This is a genomic window from Candidatus Nanopelagicales bacterium (assembly GCA_037045355.1).
GTDB lineage: Bacteria > Actinomycetota > Actinomycetes > S36-B12.
On record JBAOHO010000021.1, the window covers coordinates 14,776 to 31,892 of the forward strand.

Sequence of the window (17,117 nt, forward strand, 5' to 3'; positions counted from 1 at the left end):
CGACATGAGTCTCGAAGTACACCTCGCCGGACTGTTGGAGCAGGTCCATCCCCTCGAACCCCTCGACATCACCATCACCGAGGCCATCGGTTGCCAGATCGTCGGTGACGTATCCGCACCCCGTCCCATTCCGCATTTCGCTCGGGCCGCTCTGACGGGTTACGCAGCCCGAGCGGCAGATCTCACCGGGTCGGCCATGCTCAAGGTCGTCGATGATGTGGCTCCGGGATTCGCAGCGACGCAACCGGTGTATGCCGGCGTTGTGGTCCGGGTCGCAGCGGGAACCCCCCTGCCGACGGGAGCGGATTGTGTAGTCCGCGGCCCGGGGTTCGACAAAGTGGGCGACCAGATCACCATCACCGAGCAAGCCGAGCCGGGCGCCGGCGTGACCGCCGTGGGTGCGGTGGCCGCCGAGGGGGACACCGTGCTGGCCGATGGCGTCGTGATCGACCCCGTCACCGTGGGACTCCTCGCGCAACTCGGAGTCATCCGAGTATCGGTGCGCCCCCACCCGCGAGTGGTGGTCGTGACGATCGGCAACGAACTCCTGCCAGTCGGGGCAGAGCCGACAGCAGGTCTGGTCTACGATGCGACCGGCCCGATGCTCGCGGCTGCAGCCGAACGGGCCGGAGCTGTCGCCTTCCGGGTCGGACCGGTCGGTTACGACGCCCGCGAGATCGGCCAGGCCATCGACGATCAACTGATCCGCGCCGACCTGGTGGTGGTCGCCGGTGAGATCGCGTACGCCGACAGCCTGGTCCGGACTCAACTGGCGGCCCTCGGGTCCGTCACGTTCGATGAAGGATCCACCGACCAGGGAGCCTTTGGGCACGGCACCGTGGGCGAGGACTCCATCCCGGTGCTGGCACTACCTTCGGAGCCTGTTGCCGCCGAGGTCTTGTTCGCGGCGCTCGCTGTCCCCATGATCTATGCCATGAGGGGTGTCCAGCCCGCCGCGCCGGTCCATGTGCGACTGGGCGCTGACGTGCCCCGGACCCCGGCCACGCAGTTGATCCCGGCCCGCCTGGATGCCGACGGAACCGCTCACCCGCAGTTGGGCGCCACCTTGGTTCAGCTGGGTTCGGCCGACGTCCTGCTGCGGGTGCTGCCGGGCAACGACTCCCAGCCCGCCGGATCGACCGTCCCGGCACTATCACTGCGCCCCGGATCGCCATGAAGTGGCCGGTGACGCTGCAGGACGGCGCCGTCACCCTACGTCCCCTGCAGCGGCGTGATTCGCGGCGATGGCAGGACCTGCGGCGCGCGAACCATGAGTGGCTGAAGCCCTGGGAGGCCACACTGCCGCAGGCAGACCCCGCGGTCCCGGGCACCTTCGCCGGCATGGTCCGAAGTTTTCGCCGCGAGGCCACGGCGGGACGCAGCGCTGCCTTCGCCCTCGATGTCGAGGGGACCCTCATGGGTCAGGTCACGTTGGGGGGGCTCACGTGGGGCTCACTGCGCAGTGGCTACATCGGCTATTGGATCAGCCAGGAAGTGGCGGGCCGAGGAATCATGCCTCGAGCCGTGGCGCTCGTTGTCGACTACGCGCTCGGCACCTTGATGATGCACCGGATCGAGATCAACATCCGTCCCGAGAACCAGGCGAGTCTGCGAGTCGTCGAGAAACTCGGCTTCCGCAAGGAGGGTTTCCGTCCCGGATACCTGCACATCGATGGGGACTGGCGTGATCACGTCACCTACTGCATGCTCGCCGGTGAGCGCCCTCCCCAAGGGCTGCTCCGGGCCGTGCATGCCCGGGCGGGCCGATATCCAACTGTGCGCGACACGGGCGATTCGGTCCTTCGCATCCGGCCTCCGCACCCCTAACCTTGGGCGCGTGACGGGCCTGATCTATGTGATTCTCATCGCCTTGTGGGGCGTCGTGCTCGTTCCGCGGTGGTTGCACCACCACGACGAGTCACGGCGGCGCCGTGAGGCGGAACGTGTCGAGCGTGCCCTCAACCCGCACAATGCCCGGTCCGCCGCCCCGTCCGCGGCGGATGACGAGCACTACCAATCCTGGCGGGAGTATCTGAAAACCCTGACCAACCGGGAGCGGGTCGGCGGCGATCCAGCCCGTTGGGTCGATGCACTGCGCGCCCCCCAGGGCCGTCACGCTCGTCGGCGCCGCAACATCCTGTTGGGCCTGACGGGCGCCGTCACCGTGTCACTCCTCGGTGTGGTCGCCGGGATCCTCCCCAGTTTCCTCGCGGTCCTCACGACGTTGCTCCTCGTCGGCTACGTCAGTGCCATGTTCTTCCAGATGCGCCAGTGGGAATCGGGGCTGTCCACGGCCCCCGCCGCCGCGGCCCAGGACTTCACCGCCGAAGACCTCGCCGCGAGCGGGCGCTCAGTGCGCGACGGGGTTCGGCTCGTGAGCGGCACCGCCGCTGTGGGCTCCGAATGGGAGCCGCGCGAAACCACACTGCCCACGTACACCAGCAAGTCCAAGGCCTCGAAGATCCCGCGTCGCATCGACCTGACCAGCGCCGGCTGGAACGGCGCCAGCATGGTCGAGCAGGCCCGGGCCCAGCAGTCGCCCCATCTGCAGGACCAGTTCGACCGCGAGTTTGCGGCGCTGGAGCCTGACGCCGACCAGCAGGTTGCCGAGTTCGCCAACTACGCGAACGACCGCTCCTACTACCGTCGCGCCGTCAATGAGTAGCGCCGCCCCGGCAACGAGCACCGCCGCCCCGGCAACGAGCACCGCCGCCGGCAACGAGCACCGCCGCCCCGGCAACGAGCACCGCCGCCCCGGCCGCCGCCACACCGGTAGCGCCCCCCATCTCCGCGGCGGCATGCGCCGTTCCATCGGCGTCTGATGGCACGGTATTCTGACGGCTCCGGGGCTGTGGCGCAGTTGGTAGCGCGTCTCGTTCGCAATGAGAAGGTCAGGGGTTCGAATCCCCTCAGCTCCACAAGGTGAACCCATGATCAAACCCCGACTGGCCATCGTGCTGGCTGCCGGTGTCGTGGTGGCGGCTTGTAGCTCGCCCCCTCCGCCCGCCCCTTCAGCCAGCCCCACGGTGACGGCCACACCGGAACCCGAGGTGCTGCTGGCCATGACGGGGCAACCGGCGCCCGACAGCTGGAAGCCGCGACCGGTGATCGTGGTCAAGGTGGACAACACCGTCGCCGGGCAACCCCAGATCGGCATCGGCCAAGCGGACTTGGTGATCGAGGAGCCCGTCGAGGGTGGTCTCACCCGGCTGGCGGGGTTCTTCGAGTCGCGGCTCCCTCGGGTCGTCGGCCCGGCTCGTTCCGTGCGCATCAGCGATATCGGGCTGGTCGAACCGGTACGCGCGACCGTCGTCGCCAGCGGTGGAGCGCCCGACAGCCTGGCCGCCTTCGAGCGGGCGGATGTCACCTTGTACGACGAGACCTCCCCTGCGCACTTCCGAGATGCCGGCCGCGTGGCGCCCTACAACCTGTTCGTGAACCCCCGCGAGATCGATCGAATGGACAAGGGTCGACTACCTCAGCAGTCGTACCTGTCGTTCGGCGACTCGGAGCTTCCGAAGGGGCAGCCGGCCAAGGACGTGACCATCACGTTCTCCCCGAGCCGCTCGGAGACTTGGCAGTGGGACCGCAAGTCCGGGCATTGGCAACTCGACGGACAGAAGTTCCGTCCCGACAACATCCTGGTCATGGACGTCACCACTCGCGATACGGGCGAACGAGACGCAGCCGGCAGTCCGATCCCTGAAGTCATCTCCACTGGTGGCGGTCGCGGCTACCTGATGGCCAGCGGAGAGGCCCACAAGATCAACTGGTCCAAGGTGTCGACCAAGGCGCCGTTCGAGTTGGCCGACGCGCGTGGGCGGGAAGTCGAAGTGCCTCCCGGGGCGGACCTGGGTGGCGTTGATCGTACGAGGGACAGGTCAGGTCGACTTCGACTGACTGCTGCGTTCCGCCATGGCCGCCAGACGCGCGTTATAGGCCAGTCGTTCCGCGTCGCCGTCACGGTCGGCTTGGCGGTCCATCCGTTTGGCGCGCCGCTCGTCGGTGCGCGCCCATTGCACGGCGACCACGATCATGACGACGATGGTGGGGATCTCGCCGATGCCCCAGGCAACACCCCCGCCGGAGACGCTGTCCTGGACCGCGTCGGTCAGCCACGGCGGTTGGACTTGGGCGAACCATTCAGCGCCCAGTGGCACCGCCGACATCATGATGGCCACGGCGAAGAACGCGTGCAACGAGATGAACAGCAACAGCAGGAGCAAGCGGGCCCAAGCGGGCACCTCACGCGGGCCGGGGTCGAGGCCCAGCACGACCCAGTAGAACAGGAATCCGGCGAGCAAGAAGTGCACGCCCATCAGGACATGTCCCAGGTGCGAGCCCATGGCCCAGCCGAACAGCGGTGTGAAGTACAGCCCGAACAATCCGAAAGTCCCCACCGCGAGCACGTAGAGCGGATGAGTCACAAACCGGGAGATGGGGGCATGCAAGCCCCAAAGCAGCCACTCGCGGGGCCCACGATCGGGGCCTTTGCTCGGACGTAGCGCACGCAGCGCGAGCATGATCGGCATGCCCAGGACCAACAGGATGGGAACGACCATGGACAGCGACATGTGCTGCACCATGTGCCACTGCACCGAGACCTTGGCGTACCCGGAGATGCCGGATGATGTGGCCCAGACCAGGAACAGCACTCCTGCGTACCAGGCGACGACCCTTCCCCAGGGCCAGTGGATACCGCGCCGATGGGCCCGCCAGACGCCCCACCCGTAGACGCCGGCAAGCACCACGGCGATCAGCAGGAACACGACGTCCGGATACCAGCCGATCATCACGGAAGCTGCAGTGGGCGGGGGCGGGAAGGGGAATCCCAGGAGTTCCTCCGCCGGCGACGGCAGCGGGACCGCCAAGCGCGGGTACTGCGTGACAGTCATACTCACGGCCACCCCGACTGTGACCAACAAGAGCAGCCCCTCGGCCAAGAGCCACCGGAACAGAGGCCCGGACTGCTGGGGATCGGCGGCCGCGGTCCGGCGTGAGTTCCATGCGACGGCGGCGATAGTCGCCAGCAGAGCCACTTTGAGGAGAACCAGCAGGCCGTACGGTGTCGTGAAGAGTTCCCCAAACTGTTCAAGGCGCGTGTAGGTATTGGCGACGCCGCTGGCCGCCAGGACGATCACCGCAGCGGTCGCGAGAACCGAGAATCGGCCGATGGCGACTGAGAGTCCCGGGTCGCGGAGCAGCGCGTGCCGGGTCATGGCGATGAGGCCTCCGACCCAGAGCGCCGCTGCCACGGCGTGAACTGTCCCGGCGGCCAGGGACAGTGAGTGGTCGCCCAGATCCGTGCCGTGGGCGGTCAGTGGGCCGGCGATCAGAGCGATGGTTGCGATGCCCGTGAGCATGGCGGCAGCGCTCGTGCGGGCTGTGAATGCTGCGGCCACCGCTATCCCGATGGCGAGGATCGCGGTGACGAGGTGAGCGACGTTCGCGGGGATCTCGAAGGCGTACGTGAAGAAGGTGGCCGGAGCCATCGCCCGGTGCAGCGGTTCGCCGATCACGGTGGCATGGGTGAAAGCGATGGTCGCCAGAGCGCTTGCGGCCCACACGAGTGCACTCCACGCGGCCAGCACCACGTCGCGCCTGCCGGCGCGGGACACATGCGTTCGATCAGGGCCGGGCATGAGGAACGCAGCGGTCACCAACAGGCCGAGAGTGATGGTGCCCGCGATCACCGTCAGAGCAGTCGCGATGGGCAGGCCCCAGCCCACGACAGGGCCGGGGTCCGGAAGCCCAGTCTCGGGGGTCTGGTAGGCCGCGCCCCCAAGGAGCAAGCCCAGCATCAAGCCGACAGCGGCAGCGGCCGCGCCTCCCAGCGCCGGCCACACCGAGGGCAGGCGCTCATCACTGGGCGCAGGGGCCCGGGTGACCGTAGTCATCCACCGGCTCCGGGACGAGGCGACACAAGCACCGCTCCAGGGTAAGGGTGGGTCACACCCAGGTGGGTAGCCACATCCGCTGGCTCCAGGTCGCGTAGTCGATGACCTCGGCGGACCACAACGGGTAGAAGAACGCGGACACGCCTACGCAGGCAAGCAGGAACACGGCGACCAGCGCCACTCGCAGGCGACTGTCGTGGGTGGAATCAGGCTGAGTTCCCGGTCGTGCCACAGCGGCCAAGGACAGGGTCAATGCCATGACCAGGAACGGGACTACGACGACCGCGTAGAACGTGAAGATCGTGCGATCGGGGAACAACAGCCACGGCGCCCACCCCGCCAGAACTGCGGCCAGCACGGCTCCGGATCGCCAGTCCCGATGTGCTGCCCAACGCCATACTTGGTGCAGCACGGCCAGGACTCCAGCCCACCAGATCAGTGGATTTCCCAGGGCTGTGACGGCTTGAGCGCACTGACCGGACTCGCATTGCAGACCTTCGGACTCGTAATAGAACGAGGTGGGACGAGCCTGGACCAACCAGCCGAAAGCCGAGGACTGATAGGAGTGGGGACTCGTCAGGTTGTTGTGGAAGCTCCACATCTCCGAGTGGTAGTGCAGCAATGATCGCAGTGCCGCCAGGGGTCCCCCGGACGAGTCCCAGTTCCGGCTCCAACCGTTGTCGCTGGCCAGCCATCCCCCCCAAGTGGCTACGTAGACCAGCAGGACGATCCCGAGCATGGTCACGGCTGCCGGAACAGCGGAACGAAGCAGTGCGAAGGGCAACGAGTCGCCGCCGCGGCGACGGCGCGAGGCGTCCCAGAGCACCGTCAGGATCCCGAAAGCGGCCACGAACCAGATTCCGCTCCACTTCACGCCACAAGCCAGGCCCAGGCAGAGCGCAGCAGTCATGCGCCATGGCCGCCACCAACTGCCGGGGGTTCGGCCTTGCCGCACCCAGTCCCTATCCACCAGAAGGCAGGCGAATGCCGCGACCACGAAGAACGCGAGCATGCCGTCGAGGACGGCGGTCCGGCTCATGACGATGGCGATGCCGTCGATCGCGATCAGAAGTCCGGCGACCGTCCCCCAGATCGCGCTCCCGGTCATGCGCAGGACTGCACGCGCCACGAGCCAGATGGTCAGGGTGCCCAAGATCGCGGTGGCGATACGCCAGCCCGTCGGAGTGACACCGAAGACGGCTTCGCCGGCTGCGATGAGCCACTTGCCCACCGGAGGATGCACGACGTAGGAGGGGGCATCAGTCCACCACGCGGGATCCAGGGTCCCGTCTGACTCCAGGATCTTCTTGTCGAGTTTGTCGATCGCGGTCCGCTCGTACCCGAACGCCAGCAGTGAGGCGCCGTCCTTGGCGTAGTAGGTCTCGTCGAACACCAAGGCGTGCGGCCGACCCAGGTCAACGAGTCGCAGGACTCCGCCCAGGATTGTCACAGTGAGCGGGCCCAGGAGCCGTCCAGTGAATCGTCTGCTCACGGCCGCGACGGCCGGAGCATGCTCGGGCAGGGCGGCCGTTGCGGTCACCGGGCAATCCTAAAGCCTGTCGACAAATAGTCGCAGCGCCCTTCTCGGGCGTCCCTGTCACGCTGCTGCGTGGCGGGTTCCCGCGTCGCTGGGGCTGGTTTCACGGGCGCGTGCGCGCCGGCCAGAGCCGTCCCCTCGGCAGGCGTTGGTGTCCGGGCCGGTCGCTTCTCGGTCCCGGGCCGCCTGGGCGTCAGCCCACGCGGCGAGGTTGATCGCTGCGTTGCGGTCGCGGTCCAGTTCCAGTCCGCACGCCGCGCACCGGTAGGTGCGCTGCGCGAGGGTGAGGTCCGGGTCGACCGCGCCGCAGCCGGAGCAGGTCTTCGACGATGGGAACCACCGGTCCACGGTGACCACCTGACCGCCGCGCCAGTCCTGCCGGTAGGTGATCAGCCGGGCCAGTTCGGTCCAGGCGGCGTCGGAGATGGCTGCTGCGAGGCGGTGGTTGGCGAGCATGCCTTTCACGTTGAGGTCTTCGACGGCGACCCTCCCCCGCAAGCGGGGGGACCCCCAGGTATTGGGCCAGCGTGTTGGCGGCGGCGTGCAAGACGTGGTGCCTTCGGTTCCTGGTCTGCTGGTGGTGCCGCCCGAGCCGGGCGGCGGCCTTCCTCCTGTTCCTCGATCCTGTCGGTTTGCGGGTGACGGCTCGGGCCAGCCGCCGCTGCTTGGCTTGGGCGTGTTGCAGGTGCCTCGGCGCGGGGATGCGCGCTGCCTCGGCGCCGTCGGCCGAGGCAGCCACGGCCAGGTCGTGCAGACCACGGTCCACACCCAGGAACCCGGCAGCTTCTACCAACTGCTGGTCGTGCCGCTGGGCCTGGTGCAGGTCGGCGGCTTCCACGTTGAGGCTGACGAACCAGCGGCCCGCGCGCCGGGACACGGTCGCGAACAAGATCCGGCCGCGGCCAGTGGCGATGAGGCGCCGCAGCCGGCGGGTGTCGTCGTGGACCTTCACCGCGCCGGCACCGGGCAGGGTCACCGACCGGGGTCGGTCGCCGTCACCGACGCGGATCGGCGGCTTGCCGCCCTTGGGGTGCTTGTTGCGCAGTCGGAACGACTCGACGGCCCTTCCCTTGCGCTTGAACCTGGGGAACCCGACCCGCCGCCCGGCCCGGTCGCCCTTGCGGGACGCGGTGAACGCCGCCAGCCCCTTGCCGAGATCGACGGCTGCTTCCTCGAAGACCTGCTGGCACACCTGCGTGCGCCACGCCAGGCCGGTCACCTGCACCTCGGCCGTCCCGGCGCCGTCAACCACGAACAACCGTCCCGCGTCCTCGGTCTTCTTCCACGCGTTGAACGCGTTGATCAGGTCGAACCCGGTCCAGGGCACCTTCACGCCGGGATCAGCCTGTTTGGCGGCGAGCGCGTGCTTGACCAGCCGCAGGCACGTGTTGCTCGCGAACCGGGACGCACCGGCATGGCGGGCCAGCGCCGTGTCCTGCTCGACCGTGGGGTCGAGGCAGAACCGGAACGTCGTGTGCCGCACGAGCACAGACAACCACATACCCCCGACAAGCCCGTGGAACGCGCGTGCTGAGGCCGGTATCAGTCCCGGTGTCGGAGGGTCCTGCTATCAACGGCGGTCATGTGACCGAAACCCGTACCCGTCCGACCTGACCGACTCGGCCTGGACCGCATTGGAGCCGCTGCTCACCCGCGACATCACTCTTCCCGGCCGCCGGATCGACCCCGACCGGCTGCGCGAGTACGTCGACGCGATCCTGTACGTACTGCGCACCGGCTGTCCGTGGCGGCACCTGCCCCACGACTTCGCCGTCGAGTGGCCAGCCGCCCATCAGCAGTTCATGCGTTGGACCAGGCGCGGCGTCTGGGACTCGGCATTGGTGAAGCTGCGTGAGCAGACCCGCCTGGCCGACGGCCGCAAAGCGGCTGCGACCGGCGCTGTGGTGGACTCGTCCTCAGTGAAGGCCAGCCCTGTGCCAGGCCAGCGCGGGTTCGACGGGGCCAAGAAGATCGACGGCATCAAGCGGCATATCTTGACCGACACCGCCGGGCTGCTGCTCGCCGTCGAGGTGACGGCCGCCAACGAGCAAGACCGGGCCGTGCTGCCCAGACTGCTCGACGTTGCGAAGTCCTCCTGCCCGGGGATGGCCAAGGTGTGGGCGGACAAGGGCTACACCGGTCCGGCAACGCGAGAGCTCGCCGCCAAGACCGGCATCGACATCGAGATCGTCTCCGGTCCGAAGCCGCCGCCCGGCACCGGGTTCCTCGTGCAACCACGCCGCTGGGTCGTCGAACGCACCCACGCCTGGATCAACCGCAACCGGCGCATGGTCCGACAATGGGAAGCCACCCTCGAAGCCCACACCGGCTTCCTCATCCTCAGCCAGATCGCACTCCTGCTGAACCGGCTCACGTGATTTGTCGACAGGCTTTAGTGCCGCTTGGAGGCTTCCTTGCCGGCCTCCCGCACGCAAGTGGCCATCTGCTGCACTCGGGACGTTCGACGTCGCGGTACAAGTTGCCCAAGCCGTGTCAGGATGTCGGTGTGTACGGCACGCTCACATTGGCCGCCACACCCATCGGCAATCCCCACGATGCCTCCGACCGGCTCCGGGCTGCCCTGCGACGTGCCTCGTTGATCGCCGCCGAGGACACCCGCCGGGTCCGGCGCCTGGCCGAATCCCTCGAAGTGCCGCTCAAGGCGACAGTTGTGTCATTGTTCGAGGGCAACGAGGCAAGCCGGTCCGACCGACTCCTCGAGTCGCTGGTCAGTGGTCAGGATGTGTTGCTCGTCTCCGATGCCGGCACCCCGACGATCAGTGACCCCGGCCGACGCCTCGTACAGCGATGTGGGGACAGGGGAATCAGGGTGACCGCCCTGCCCGGTCCGTCGGCCGTAGCCACCGCGGTCGCAGTGTCGGGGTTGGTCGCGGGCCCGTTCGCCTTCGAAGGATTCCTGCCCCGCAAACCCGGCGAGCGCAGGCGACGGCTCGCCGAACTCGCCAACGATCCTCGCCCCACCGTGTTCTTCGAGTCGCCGCGACGACTGGCGACCACGTTGGCGGATCTGATGGCGGAGTGGGGCGATCGACCCGCGGTCGTGTGCCGGGAGTTGACCAAGGTTCACGAGGAGGTCATCCGCGGCTCGGTCACGCAGTTGGGGCAGTGGGCGCAGGGCGATGTCCTGGGCGAAGTGACCCTCGTGGTCGCTGGTGCACCCGCTGATGATGTAGCCGACGAGTCCGAGTTGGCCGCGCGGGTGGCGGCATTGGTGGCCGCCGGGATGAGCCGGCGGGACGCTGTCGTCCAGGTCGTCGCCGAAACCGGGGCGCCGCGCCGGGTCGTGTACCAGGCGTCGCTGTCGTCCCTAGAATGACCCCATGCCCGACAAGTCGTTCTATGTCACGACGCCCATTTACTACGTCAATGACGCTCCCCACATCGGGCACGCCTACACCACGGTCGCGGGAGATGTCCTGGCCCGGTGGCACCGGCAGAGGGGCGAGAAGGTCCGCTACCTCACCGGCACCGATGAGCACGGCACCAAGGTCCAGCGCAAGGCCGAGGAGAACGAAGTCACGCCCCAGGAGTGGGTCGACACGCTGGTGTCCGAACACTGGCGGCCCGTCCTCGAGACCCTCGACATCGCCAACGACGACTTCATCCGCACCACGGAGGAGCGACATCGGCGCGGAGTACAGGCCTTCTGGACCGTCCTGAAAGAGGCGGGACACGTCTACCCCGAGCTCTACGAAGGGCCCTATTGCGTGGGGTGCGAGGAGTTCAAGGTCGCCGCCGACCTGGAAGAGGGGACAGGTGAGTACGCCGGCGAGTTGGTGTGCCGGATCCATGGCCGCCCTGTCGAGCAACTCAGCGAACAGAACTGGTGGTTCCGGCTGTCGGAGTTCGGTCCCGCGCTCCTCGAGCATTACGAGCGCAACCCCGACGCCGTAGCCCCCCGCAGCGCCTACAACGAGGTCGTCTCGTTCATCCGCGGCGGTCTTTCCGACATCTCCATGTCTCGCTCCAGTGTGGACTGGGGAGTGCCGCTTCCGTGGGATCCTGAGCAGGTCGTCTACGTGTGGTTCGATGCCCTGCTGAACTACATCACGGCCGTTGGCTACGGACAGAACTCCGGGAAGGAACTCTTCGCGAACACCTGGCCGGCCGACGTCCATCTCGTGGGCAAGGACATCCTCCGGTTCCATGCCGTGTACTGGCCGGCCATGCTCATGGCGGCCGGCCTGCCACTGCCGGCCAAAGTCTTCGCCCACGGCTGGTTGCTCGTCGGGGGCGAGAAGATGTCCAAGAGCAAACTCACCGGCATTGCACCCGAGACGATCACCGACACATTTGGTGCCGACGCCTTCCGCTACTACTTCCTGCGGGCGATCAACTTCGGTTCCGACGGCTCGTTCTCGTGGGAGGACATGCGCGACCGCTACACCTCCGAACTCGCCAACGGGCTCGGGAACCTCGCGTCGCGAGGGGGCGCCATGATCACCAAATACTTCGCCGGAGTCCTCCCGGAGCCGGGCCCGTACAGCAACGCCGACCTCGTCGTCCAGGATCTACTCGCTCGCACGGTCGCCGACGCGGACGCGGCGATGCTGCGGCTCGACTTCAGCGGCGGCATCGCGGCGATTCGAGGTCTGATCGATGCCGTGAATGGCTATGTGACCGAACAGCAGCCCTGGGCGCTGGCCAAGGACGACGATCGCCGCGAACGGCTCGGGACGGTCTTGTACACGATTGCCGAGAGCCTGCGGGCGATCAGCGTGCTTTATCACCCGGTCATGCCCAGTGCTACCGAGGCGCTGTGGCAGTCGCTCGGCGCTGATGCGCTCGGTCCGCTCGCCGACCAGGTCGTCACGCACGTCGTCTGGGGCCAACTGCCACCCGGAGTCACGGTGTCCAAACCGGAGCAGTTGTTCCCGCGGCTGCCGGACGAAGAGGAATGACCCTGCCCATCCCGGCACCGGAACCCCTGCCGGCGCCGGTCATCGACAGTCATTGTCATCTGGACATCACGGCGGAGTACTCCGGTCTCTCGCCGGCGCAGGCCCTCGACGCGGCGGCGCGGGTGGGTGTCACTGGGGTCGTCCAGGTTGGTGTCGATGTCGAGTCGTCCCAGAGATCGGTCGAACTCGCGCGAGAGTTCGACAACGTGGTGGCCGCGGTGGCTGTTCATCCCAACGAAGCACCTCGGCGCGGGTCCGAACTGGACAACGACCTGCAACACATCGCCGAACTGGCAGCGGATCCACGAGTGGTCGCGATCGGCGAGTCGGGGCTGGACCATTTCCGAACTGACGAATCCGGTCGCGCTGCGCAGGAGCGCTCATTCCGGGCTCACATCAACCTGGCCCGTCGGACCGCGAAGACGTTGGTGATCCACGACCGCGATGCCCATACCGATGTCTTGCGGGTCCTCGACGACGAGGACCTCCCCGACCGGATTGTGTTCCACTGCTTCAGCGGCGACGCCGCGATGGCGCGCCTGTGCAGCGACGCCGGGTGGTACATCTCGTTCCCGGGAGTTGTGACGTTCAAGAACGCGGGGGAGTTGCGAGCCGCCGCCGCAGTCGTGCCGCCGGACCGGATGCTGGTCGAAACCGATGCGCCCTTCCTGACCCCGGCACCGCATCGCGGCAAACCCAACGCGTCGTACTTGCTGCCTTGGACGGTCCTGACGCTGTCTGACGTGACGGGGATCGAACTTCCAGAACTCTGCGGACAGTTGCACGCCAACACGATGGCCGCGTTCGCGATCACGCCTGAACTGGGTTTCACGGGGTGACCGAACTCCTCGGTCCGCGTGACGTCCAGCAGTTGGCGGCACCGCTGAACCTGCACCCGGCGAAGGCGCTGGGGCAGAACTTCGTCGTGGATCCCAATACGATCCGGCGTATCGTCCGCCTGGCCGATCTGCCGCCGGAGGCGGAGGTGCTGGAGGTGGGTCCGGGTCTGGGCAGTCTCACTCTCGGGCTACTTGCCGCCGGGCACCGGGTCACGGCTGTGGAGATCGACGAACGCCTGGCCCGACTGCTCCCGGACACGGTGGATGCCCGGCTCCCGGAGGGCGCCGCACGGCTGCGGGTCGTTGCAGCCGACGCCATCAGCATCGACGCCGGCCTGGGGGTACCGGACTCCCTGGTCGCCAACCTGCCGTACAACGTCGCGGTGCCGGTACTGCTGCATTGCCTGGCCACCTTCCCTTCTCTGGAGCGGTCGTTGGTCATGGTGCAGAAAGAGGTTGCCGACCGGCTGGCGGCGGCCCCCGGAAGCAAGACCTACGGAGTCCCCAGCGTGAAGGCAGCCTGGTACGCGCGGGTACGTCGAGTGGGCTCGGTGCCGCCGACCGTGTTCTGGCCGGTGCCCCGCGTAGACAGCGGGCTGGTTCTGTTGGTGGCTCACCGCGACCCGGCTGATGTGCGCGGTGAGCAGCCACGCGATCGGGTGTTCGCCGTGATCGACCTACTGTTCGGACAGCGCCGGAAGACAGTCCGTCACACCTTGACCGCACGACTTGGTCCGGAAGTGGCCGACTCAGCCTTGGCCCGGGCGGGACTGGCCCCCGGTGACCGTCCTGAACAGTGGGGCTTGGCGCAGTTCGTCCAGCTCGCGGCCGCACTGCCGAAGTCAACGCAGTCACACCAGCTGTCCCGCGACCTGGCATGATTCGGGGGGCCCGAGGAATGGACGCTACGGAGCGCCCGCTGCTGATGAGAGGCGGTGGCTGTGGACGCGATCCTCATGGAGCACGCGGCAACCCGTGAGAACTTCGACGAGCAGTTGTATCTCTTGGCCAATCCCGACGTAGTCCAGCAGATCGCTTCAGGCGGTGTGCGTTCCGCGCATGAGCACCTCACGCGCGATGGGCTGCGGGAGGGTCGCCCCATCAGGCTTCCCGTCGAGACCATCTCGGCCGCAAAGGCAGCCAAACGCGACAGGATGCGACCGATTCTCCGGTCCGACATGCGCTCCGTCGACAACGGGAACTGTGTCGACTTCCTGACCGACGACCTTCGGGCCGCCTTCGACATCGTCGAGACGGACGCTGTCAGCGCCCATGATTACGACCCGATCATCCTGGGATTGGTCGAGCGCAACTCAGAAGGGCTCGTCCTCGATTGCGGATCGGGAATGCGGCGAACCTACTTCTCCAATGTGGTCAATTTCGAGATCGTCGACTACGACACCACAGATGTCCTGGGAGTCGGCGAGGAGTTGCCGTTCCGCGACGAATGCTTCGACGCGGTCATCTCGACAGCGGTGCTGGAGCATGTCAAGGATCCCTTCCGATGTGCGGAGGAAATCGTCCGAGTACTCAAGCCGGGTGGGGAACTGATCTGTACCGTGCCGTTCCTCCAGCCAGTGCACGCCTACCCGAACCATTTCTACAACATGACAGCCCAAGGTCTGCAGAACCTGTTCGCGGATCAGCTGACCATCAAGGGAACCTCCGTGCACGGAGACCTGCGCCCGCTCTACTCAGTTCGTTGGATTCTCAACAGTTGGGCATTGGGACTCTCGGGGCGCACACGACGGAAGTTCGAGCGGATGCGGGTCGGTGACTTGATGGGTGATCCCACGAAGTTGGTGGACATGCCATTCGTCACGGAACTGTCGGATGAGAAGAATCGCGAACTCGCCTGTGCGGTCCAACTATCGGCGGTCAAGCCCCTCTCGTCATAGGACAGAGCCCGGCGAGCCCTGTGACAGAGCCCGGCGAACCCTGTGTGATGCGTGGCGGGCTCGAAGTGCCGTTTCGTGTTTGTGCGTCACACAGGAAAGCGTTCGATCGCGCCGCGCTCAGGTGGCGCCGGCACCGGTTTCCACAGACCAGCGCGTTGGCCGAGGAGTCGGGTCGCGTAGCGCGGGTTGAGGATCAAGTAGCGGCGCCACAGTCTGGTCGGCTCCAAGCCCAGTCGCCACAACCACTCCAGGCCATAGCGCTGCATCCACGGTGGCGGTGTGCGTAACTGGCCGGCGTGGTAGTCGAAGGCTGCGCCGACGGCGAGAAGCGGGAGGTCCAGGTGCGCGCGCAAGGCGTGGGCGAAGACCTCCTGCCGCGGGCAACCGAGTCCGACCAGAACACAGCGCGCTCCACTTGCGCGGATCTCGGCCGCGATGTCCGGCGCCTCGCCGGGTTCGGCCACGCGGAACCCTGAGGGCCGCATCCCGGCGATGCGCAGTCCCGGGTATTTCTCCGGCAGTGTCGTGGCCAACCTGTTCAGAGTCTGCGGTGTCGAGCCGTAGAGGAACACAGGCAAACCGCGGTGCGCCAACTCGGCGAGGACATACCCCGTGAGGTCCGGGCCGTACACCCGGTCGCGCAGGCTCGTGTTGTACAGAGAGTTCAGCGCCCAGCGCACGGGTTGACCGTCAGGTACCGTCACGTCGAACGAGTTCAGGCGCGCTTCGTGTGCGGGGTCGTCCACGCCCGTCATGACGCCGTGGACGGCCAGTGCGGTCAGAGCCAGGGGCCGGCGTTCCTCGGCAGCCGCCACCACCTGGTCGACCGCATAGTCGTAGTCGACCGCATCGATCATCACGCCCAGCACATTGTGCCGACCGCGATTGATCACGGAGTCCACCGATCGACGTTGCTCTCGTAGATCTCGCGCATGATCGCCGGAACGTCGTAGGTGAGGCCCCAGTTCGGGAAGTGATCGGCGAACCGCGCGTTGCTGCCGATCCACCAGATGTGATCGCCGATGCGGTTCTCGTCGACGTATTCGGTGGTCATCTCGGTGCCGGTGATGTCGGCGGCGATGGCGAAAGCCTCGAGATTCGAGCAGTTGGAGTGTCGGCCGCCGCCCATGTTGTAGACCTCGGCGATACGCGGCGCACGCCAGAAGGCCTCGAAGGCGCTGACGACGTCATTGCTGTGGATCGCGTCGCGAACCTGCTTGCCCTTGTAGCCGAACACCGTGTAGGTCCGCCGCTCCATCGCGCATCGCATGACGTACCCGAGGAATCCGTGGAGCTCGGCTGCCGAGTGGGATGGGCCCTGTGAGTGTTCCCCCACGGAAGCAGGCGGTCGGAATGTCGAAGTACCGTCCATACTCTTGGACCATCACGTCACCGGCCACCTTGGCGGCCCCGAACACTGAGTGCAGGCTGCGGTCGATGGACATGTCTTCAGTGATGCCGTCGTGGAAGGCGTGGTCCGCCGCGATCTCCCACCGCGTATCGAGTTCGATGAGCGGAAGCGAGTTCGGGGTGTCGCCGTACACCTTGTTGGTCGACGTGTAGATGAAGACGGCGTCGGGTGCGTGTAGCCGCGTCACTTCCAGCATGTTCAAGGTGCCCACGGCGTTGATGTCGAAGTCCGTCCAGGGCTCCTTCGCCGCCCAGTCGTGACTGGGTTGAGCGGCAGTGTGGACCACCAAGGTGATGTCCGCGCCGACCGCCCGGAACAGGGCTGACAACCCGTCGCGGTCGCGGATGTCCAACGATTCATGGCGGTAGTGGCGACCGAGTTCGTCGCGCAGGGTCTGGACATTCCACGCCGTGGACCCATCCGGTCCGAAGAAGTAGGCGCGCATGTCATTGTCGATGCCGATGACGTCGAGACCGAGTCCCGCGAAATGACGCACCGCGGACGAACCGATCAGACCACCGGAGCCGGTGACGACCACAAGAGACACTGATTCCCCATTTCCGTTCGGGATCCCGATGTCGGTGCGGGTTCCCCAACCCTGCGCCCGGCCAGT

General features: G+C 67.0%; 16 protein-coding genes and 1 tRNA gene. 11 read left to right on the forward strand and 6 right to left on the reverse strand.

The features are described 5' to 3' along the window. The first annotated feature begins 4 nt into the window (after nt 1-4). The 5 genes from glp to V9E98_10750 all read left to right on the forward strand — a co-directional run bounded on the left by glp (nt 5) and on the right by V9E98_10750 (nt 2,918). The gene (gene glp / locus V9E98_10730) at nt 5-1,177 is read left to right on the forward strand and encodes a gephyrin-like molybdotransferase Glp (protein MEI2717454.1); all 1,173 of its coding nucleotides are present in this window, start codon (nt 5-7) and stop codon (nt 1,175-1,177) included. A gap of 8 nt (nt 1,178-1,185) precedes the next feature. Beyond that, the gene (locus tag V9E98_10735; protein ID MEI2717455.1) at nt 1,186-1,827 is read left to right on the forward strand and encodes a GNAT family protein; all 642 of its coding nucleotides are present in this window, start codon (nt 1,186-1,188) and stop codon (nt 1,825-1,827) included. A 10-nt stretch (nt 1,828-1,837) separates the two neighbouring features. Next, nucleotides 1,838-2,665, forward strand: a complete 828-nt coding sequence (locus tag V9E98_10740; protein MEI2717456.1) for a hypothetical protein — start codon at nt 1,838-1,840, stop codon at nt 2,663-2,665. Next, on the forward strand, nt 2,658-2,822 hold the full coding sequence (locus V9E98_10745; protein MEI2717457.1) for a hypothetical protein: 165 nt from the start codon (nt 2,658-2,660) through the stop codon (nt 2,820-2,822). The genes V9E98_10740 and V9E98_10745 overlap by 8 nt, the downstream gene beginning before the upstream one ends. Nucleotides 2,823-2,845: 23 nt before the next feature. Further along, a tRNA-Ala gene (locus tag V9E98_10750) sits at nt 2,846-2,918 on the forward strand. A gap of 963 nt (nt 2,919-3,881) precedes the next feature. On the opposite strand, the gene V9E98_10755 is transcribed toward V9E98_10750, so the two are convergent. The 3 genes from V9E98_10755 to V9E98_10765 form a co-directional block, all read right to left on the reverse strand. Then, nucleotides 3,882-5,897: a cytochrome c oxidase assembly protein gene (locus V9E98_10755; GenBank protein ID MEI2717458.1), complete on the reverse strand. Its 2,016-nt coding sequence runs from the start codon at nt 5,895-5,897 to the stop codon at nt 3,882-3,884. Nucleotides 5,898-5,949: 52 nt separating this feature from the next. Continuing rightward, on the reverse strand, nt 5,950-7,437 hold the full coding sequence (locus tag V9E98_10760) for a phospholipid carrier-dependent glycosyltransferase (protein ID MEI2717459.1): 1,488 nt from the start codon (nt 7,435-7,437) through the stop codon (nt 5,950-5,952). Between the two features lie 190 nt (nt 7,438-7,627). Continuing rightward, nucleotides 7,628-8,917, reverse strand: coding sequence for a transposase (locus tag V9E98_10765; protein ID MEI2717460.1), 1,290 nt, complete (start codon nt 8,915-8,917; stop codon nt 7,628-7,630). Here V9E98_10765 and V9E98_10770 point away from each other — a divergent pair. The 6 genes from V9E98_10770 to V9E98_10795 all read left to right on the forward strand — a co-directional run bounded on the left by V9E98_10770 (nt 8,907) and on the right by V9E98_10795 (nt 15,093). Continuing rightward, on the forward strand, nt 8,907-9,812 hold the full coding sequence (locus V9E98_10770; protein ID MEI2717461.1) for an IS5 family transposase: 906 nt from the start codon (nt 8,907-8,909) through the stop codon (nt 9,810-9,812). The two genes, V9E98_10765 and V9E98_10770, sit on opposite strands and share 11 nt — an antisense overlap. Before the next feature lie 128 nt (nt 9,813-9,940). Further along, entirely contained in the window at nt 9,941-10,771 is an 831-nt protein-coding gene (gene rsmI / locus V9E98_10775; GenBank protein ID MEI2717462.1) for a 16S rRNA (cytidine(1402)-2'-O)-methyltransferase, read from the forward strand. 4 nt (nt 10,772-10,775) lie between these two features. Beyond that, entirely contained in the window at nt 10,776-12,356 is a 1,581-nt protein-coding gene (gene metG / locus V9E98_10780; GenBank protein ID MEI2717463.1) for a methionine--tRNA ligase, read from the forward strand. Continuing rightward, entirely contained in the window at nt 12,353-13,195 is an 843-nt protein-coding gene (locus tag V9E98_10785) for a TatD family hydrolase (GenBank protein ID MEI2717464.1), read from the forward strand. Before metG ends, V9E98_10785 begins: the two co-directional genes overlap by 4 nt. Continuing rightward, nucleotides 13,192-14,076, forward strand: coding sequence for a 16S rRNA (adenine(1518)-N(6)/adenine(1519)-N(6))-dimethyltransferase RsmA (gene rsmA / locus V9E98_10790; protein ID MEI2717465.1), 885 nt, complete (start codon nt 13,192-13,194; stop codon nt 14,074-14,076). The genes V9E98_10785 and rsmA overlap by 4 nt, the downstream gene beginning before the upstream one ends. Before the next feature lie 54 nt (nt 14,077-14,130). Further along, nucleotides 14,131-15,093: a methyltransferase domain-containing protein gene (locus V9E98_10795; GenBank protein MEI2717466.1), complete on the forward strand. Its 963-nt coding sequence runs from the start codon at nt 14,131-14,133 to the stop codon at nt 15,091-15,093. Between the two features lie 86 nt (nt 15,094-15,179). Here V9E98_10795 and V9E98_10800 read toward each other — a convergent pair whose 3' ends face one another. Genes V9E98_10800 through V9E98_10810 form a run of 3 tightly spaced genes read right to left on the reverse strand, consistent with a single transcriptional unit; the run spans nt 15,180 to nt 17,051 of the window. Further along, complete coding sequence (locus tag V9E98_10800) at nt 15,180-15,995, reverse strand: WecB/TagA/CpsF family glycosyltransferase (GenBank protein MEI2717467.1); 816 nt, start codon at nt 15,993-15,995, stop codon at nt 15,180-15,182. Further along, nucleotides 15,983-16,351: a hypothetical protein gene (locus V9E98_10805; protein MEI2717468.1), complete on the reverse strand. Its 369-nt coding sequence runs from the start codon at nt 16,349-16,351 to the stop codon at nt 15,983-15,985. Before V9E98_10805 ends, V9E98_10800 begins: the two co-directional genes overlap by 13 nt. After that, nucleotides 16,281-17,051, reverse strand: a complete 771-nt coding sequence (locus V9E98_10810) for an NAD-dependent epimerase/dehydratase family protein (GenBank protein MEI2717469.1) — start codon at nt 17,049-17,051, stop codon at nt 16,281-16,283. The genes V9E98_10805 and V9E98_10810 overlap by 71 nt, the downstream gene beginning before the upstream one ends. Nucleotides 17,052-17,117: the final 66 nt, after the last annotated feature.

Excerpts from the sequence above, each read along its gene's own strand:
- V9E98_10805 (MEI2717468.1), bottom strand. The coding sequence starts at position 16,351 with ATGGAGCGGCGGACCTACACGGTGTTCGGCTACAAGGGCAAGCAGGTT.
- V9E98_10755 (MEI2717458.1), bottom strand. The coding sequence starts at position 5,897 with ATGACTACGGTCACCCGGGCCCCTGCGCCCAGTGATGAGCGCCTGCCC.
- metG (MEI2717463.1), top strand. The coding sequence starts at position 10,776 with ATGCCCGACAAGTCGTTCTATGTCACGACGCCCATTTACTACGTCAAT.
- glp (MEI2717454.1), top strand. The coding sequence starts at position 5 with ATGAGTCTCGAAGTACACCTCGCCGGACTGTTGGAGCAGGTCCATCCC.
- V9E98_10745 (MEI2717457.1), top strand. The coding sequence starts at position 2,658 with ATGAGTAGCGCCGCCCCGGCAACGAGCACCGCCGCCCCGGCAACGAGC.
- V9E98_10785 (MEI2717464.1), top strand. The coding sequence starts at position 12,353 with ATGACCCTGCCCATCCCGGCACCGGAACCCCTGCCGGCGCCGGTCATC.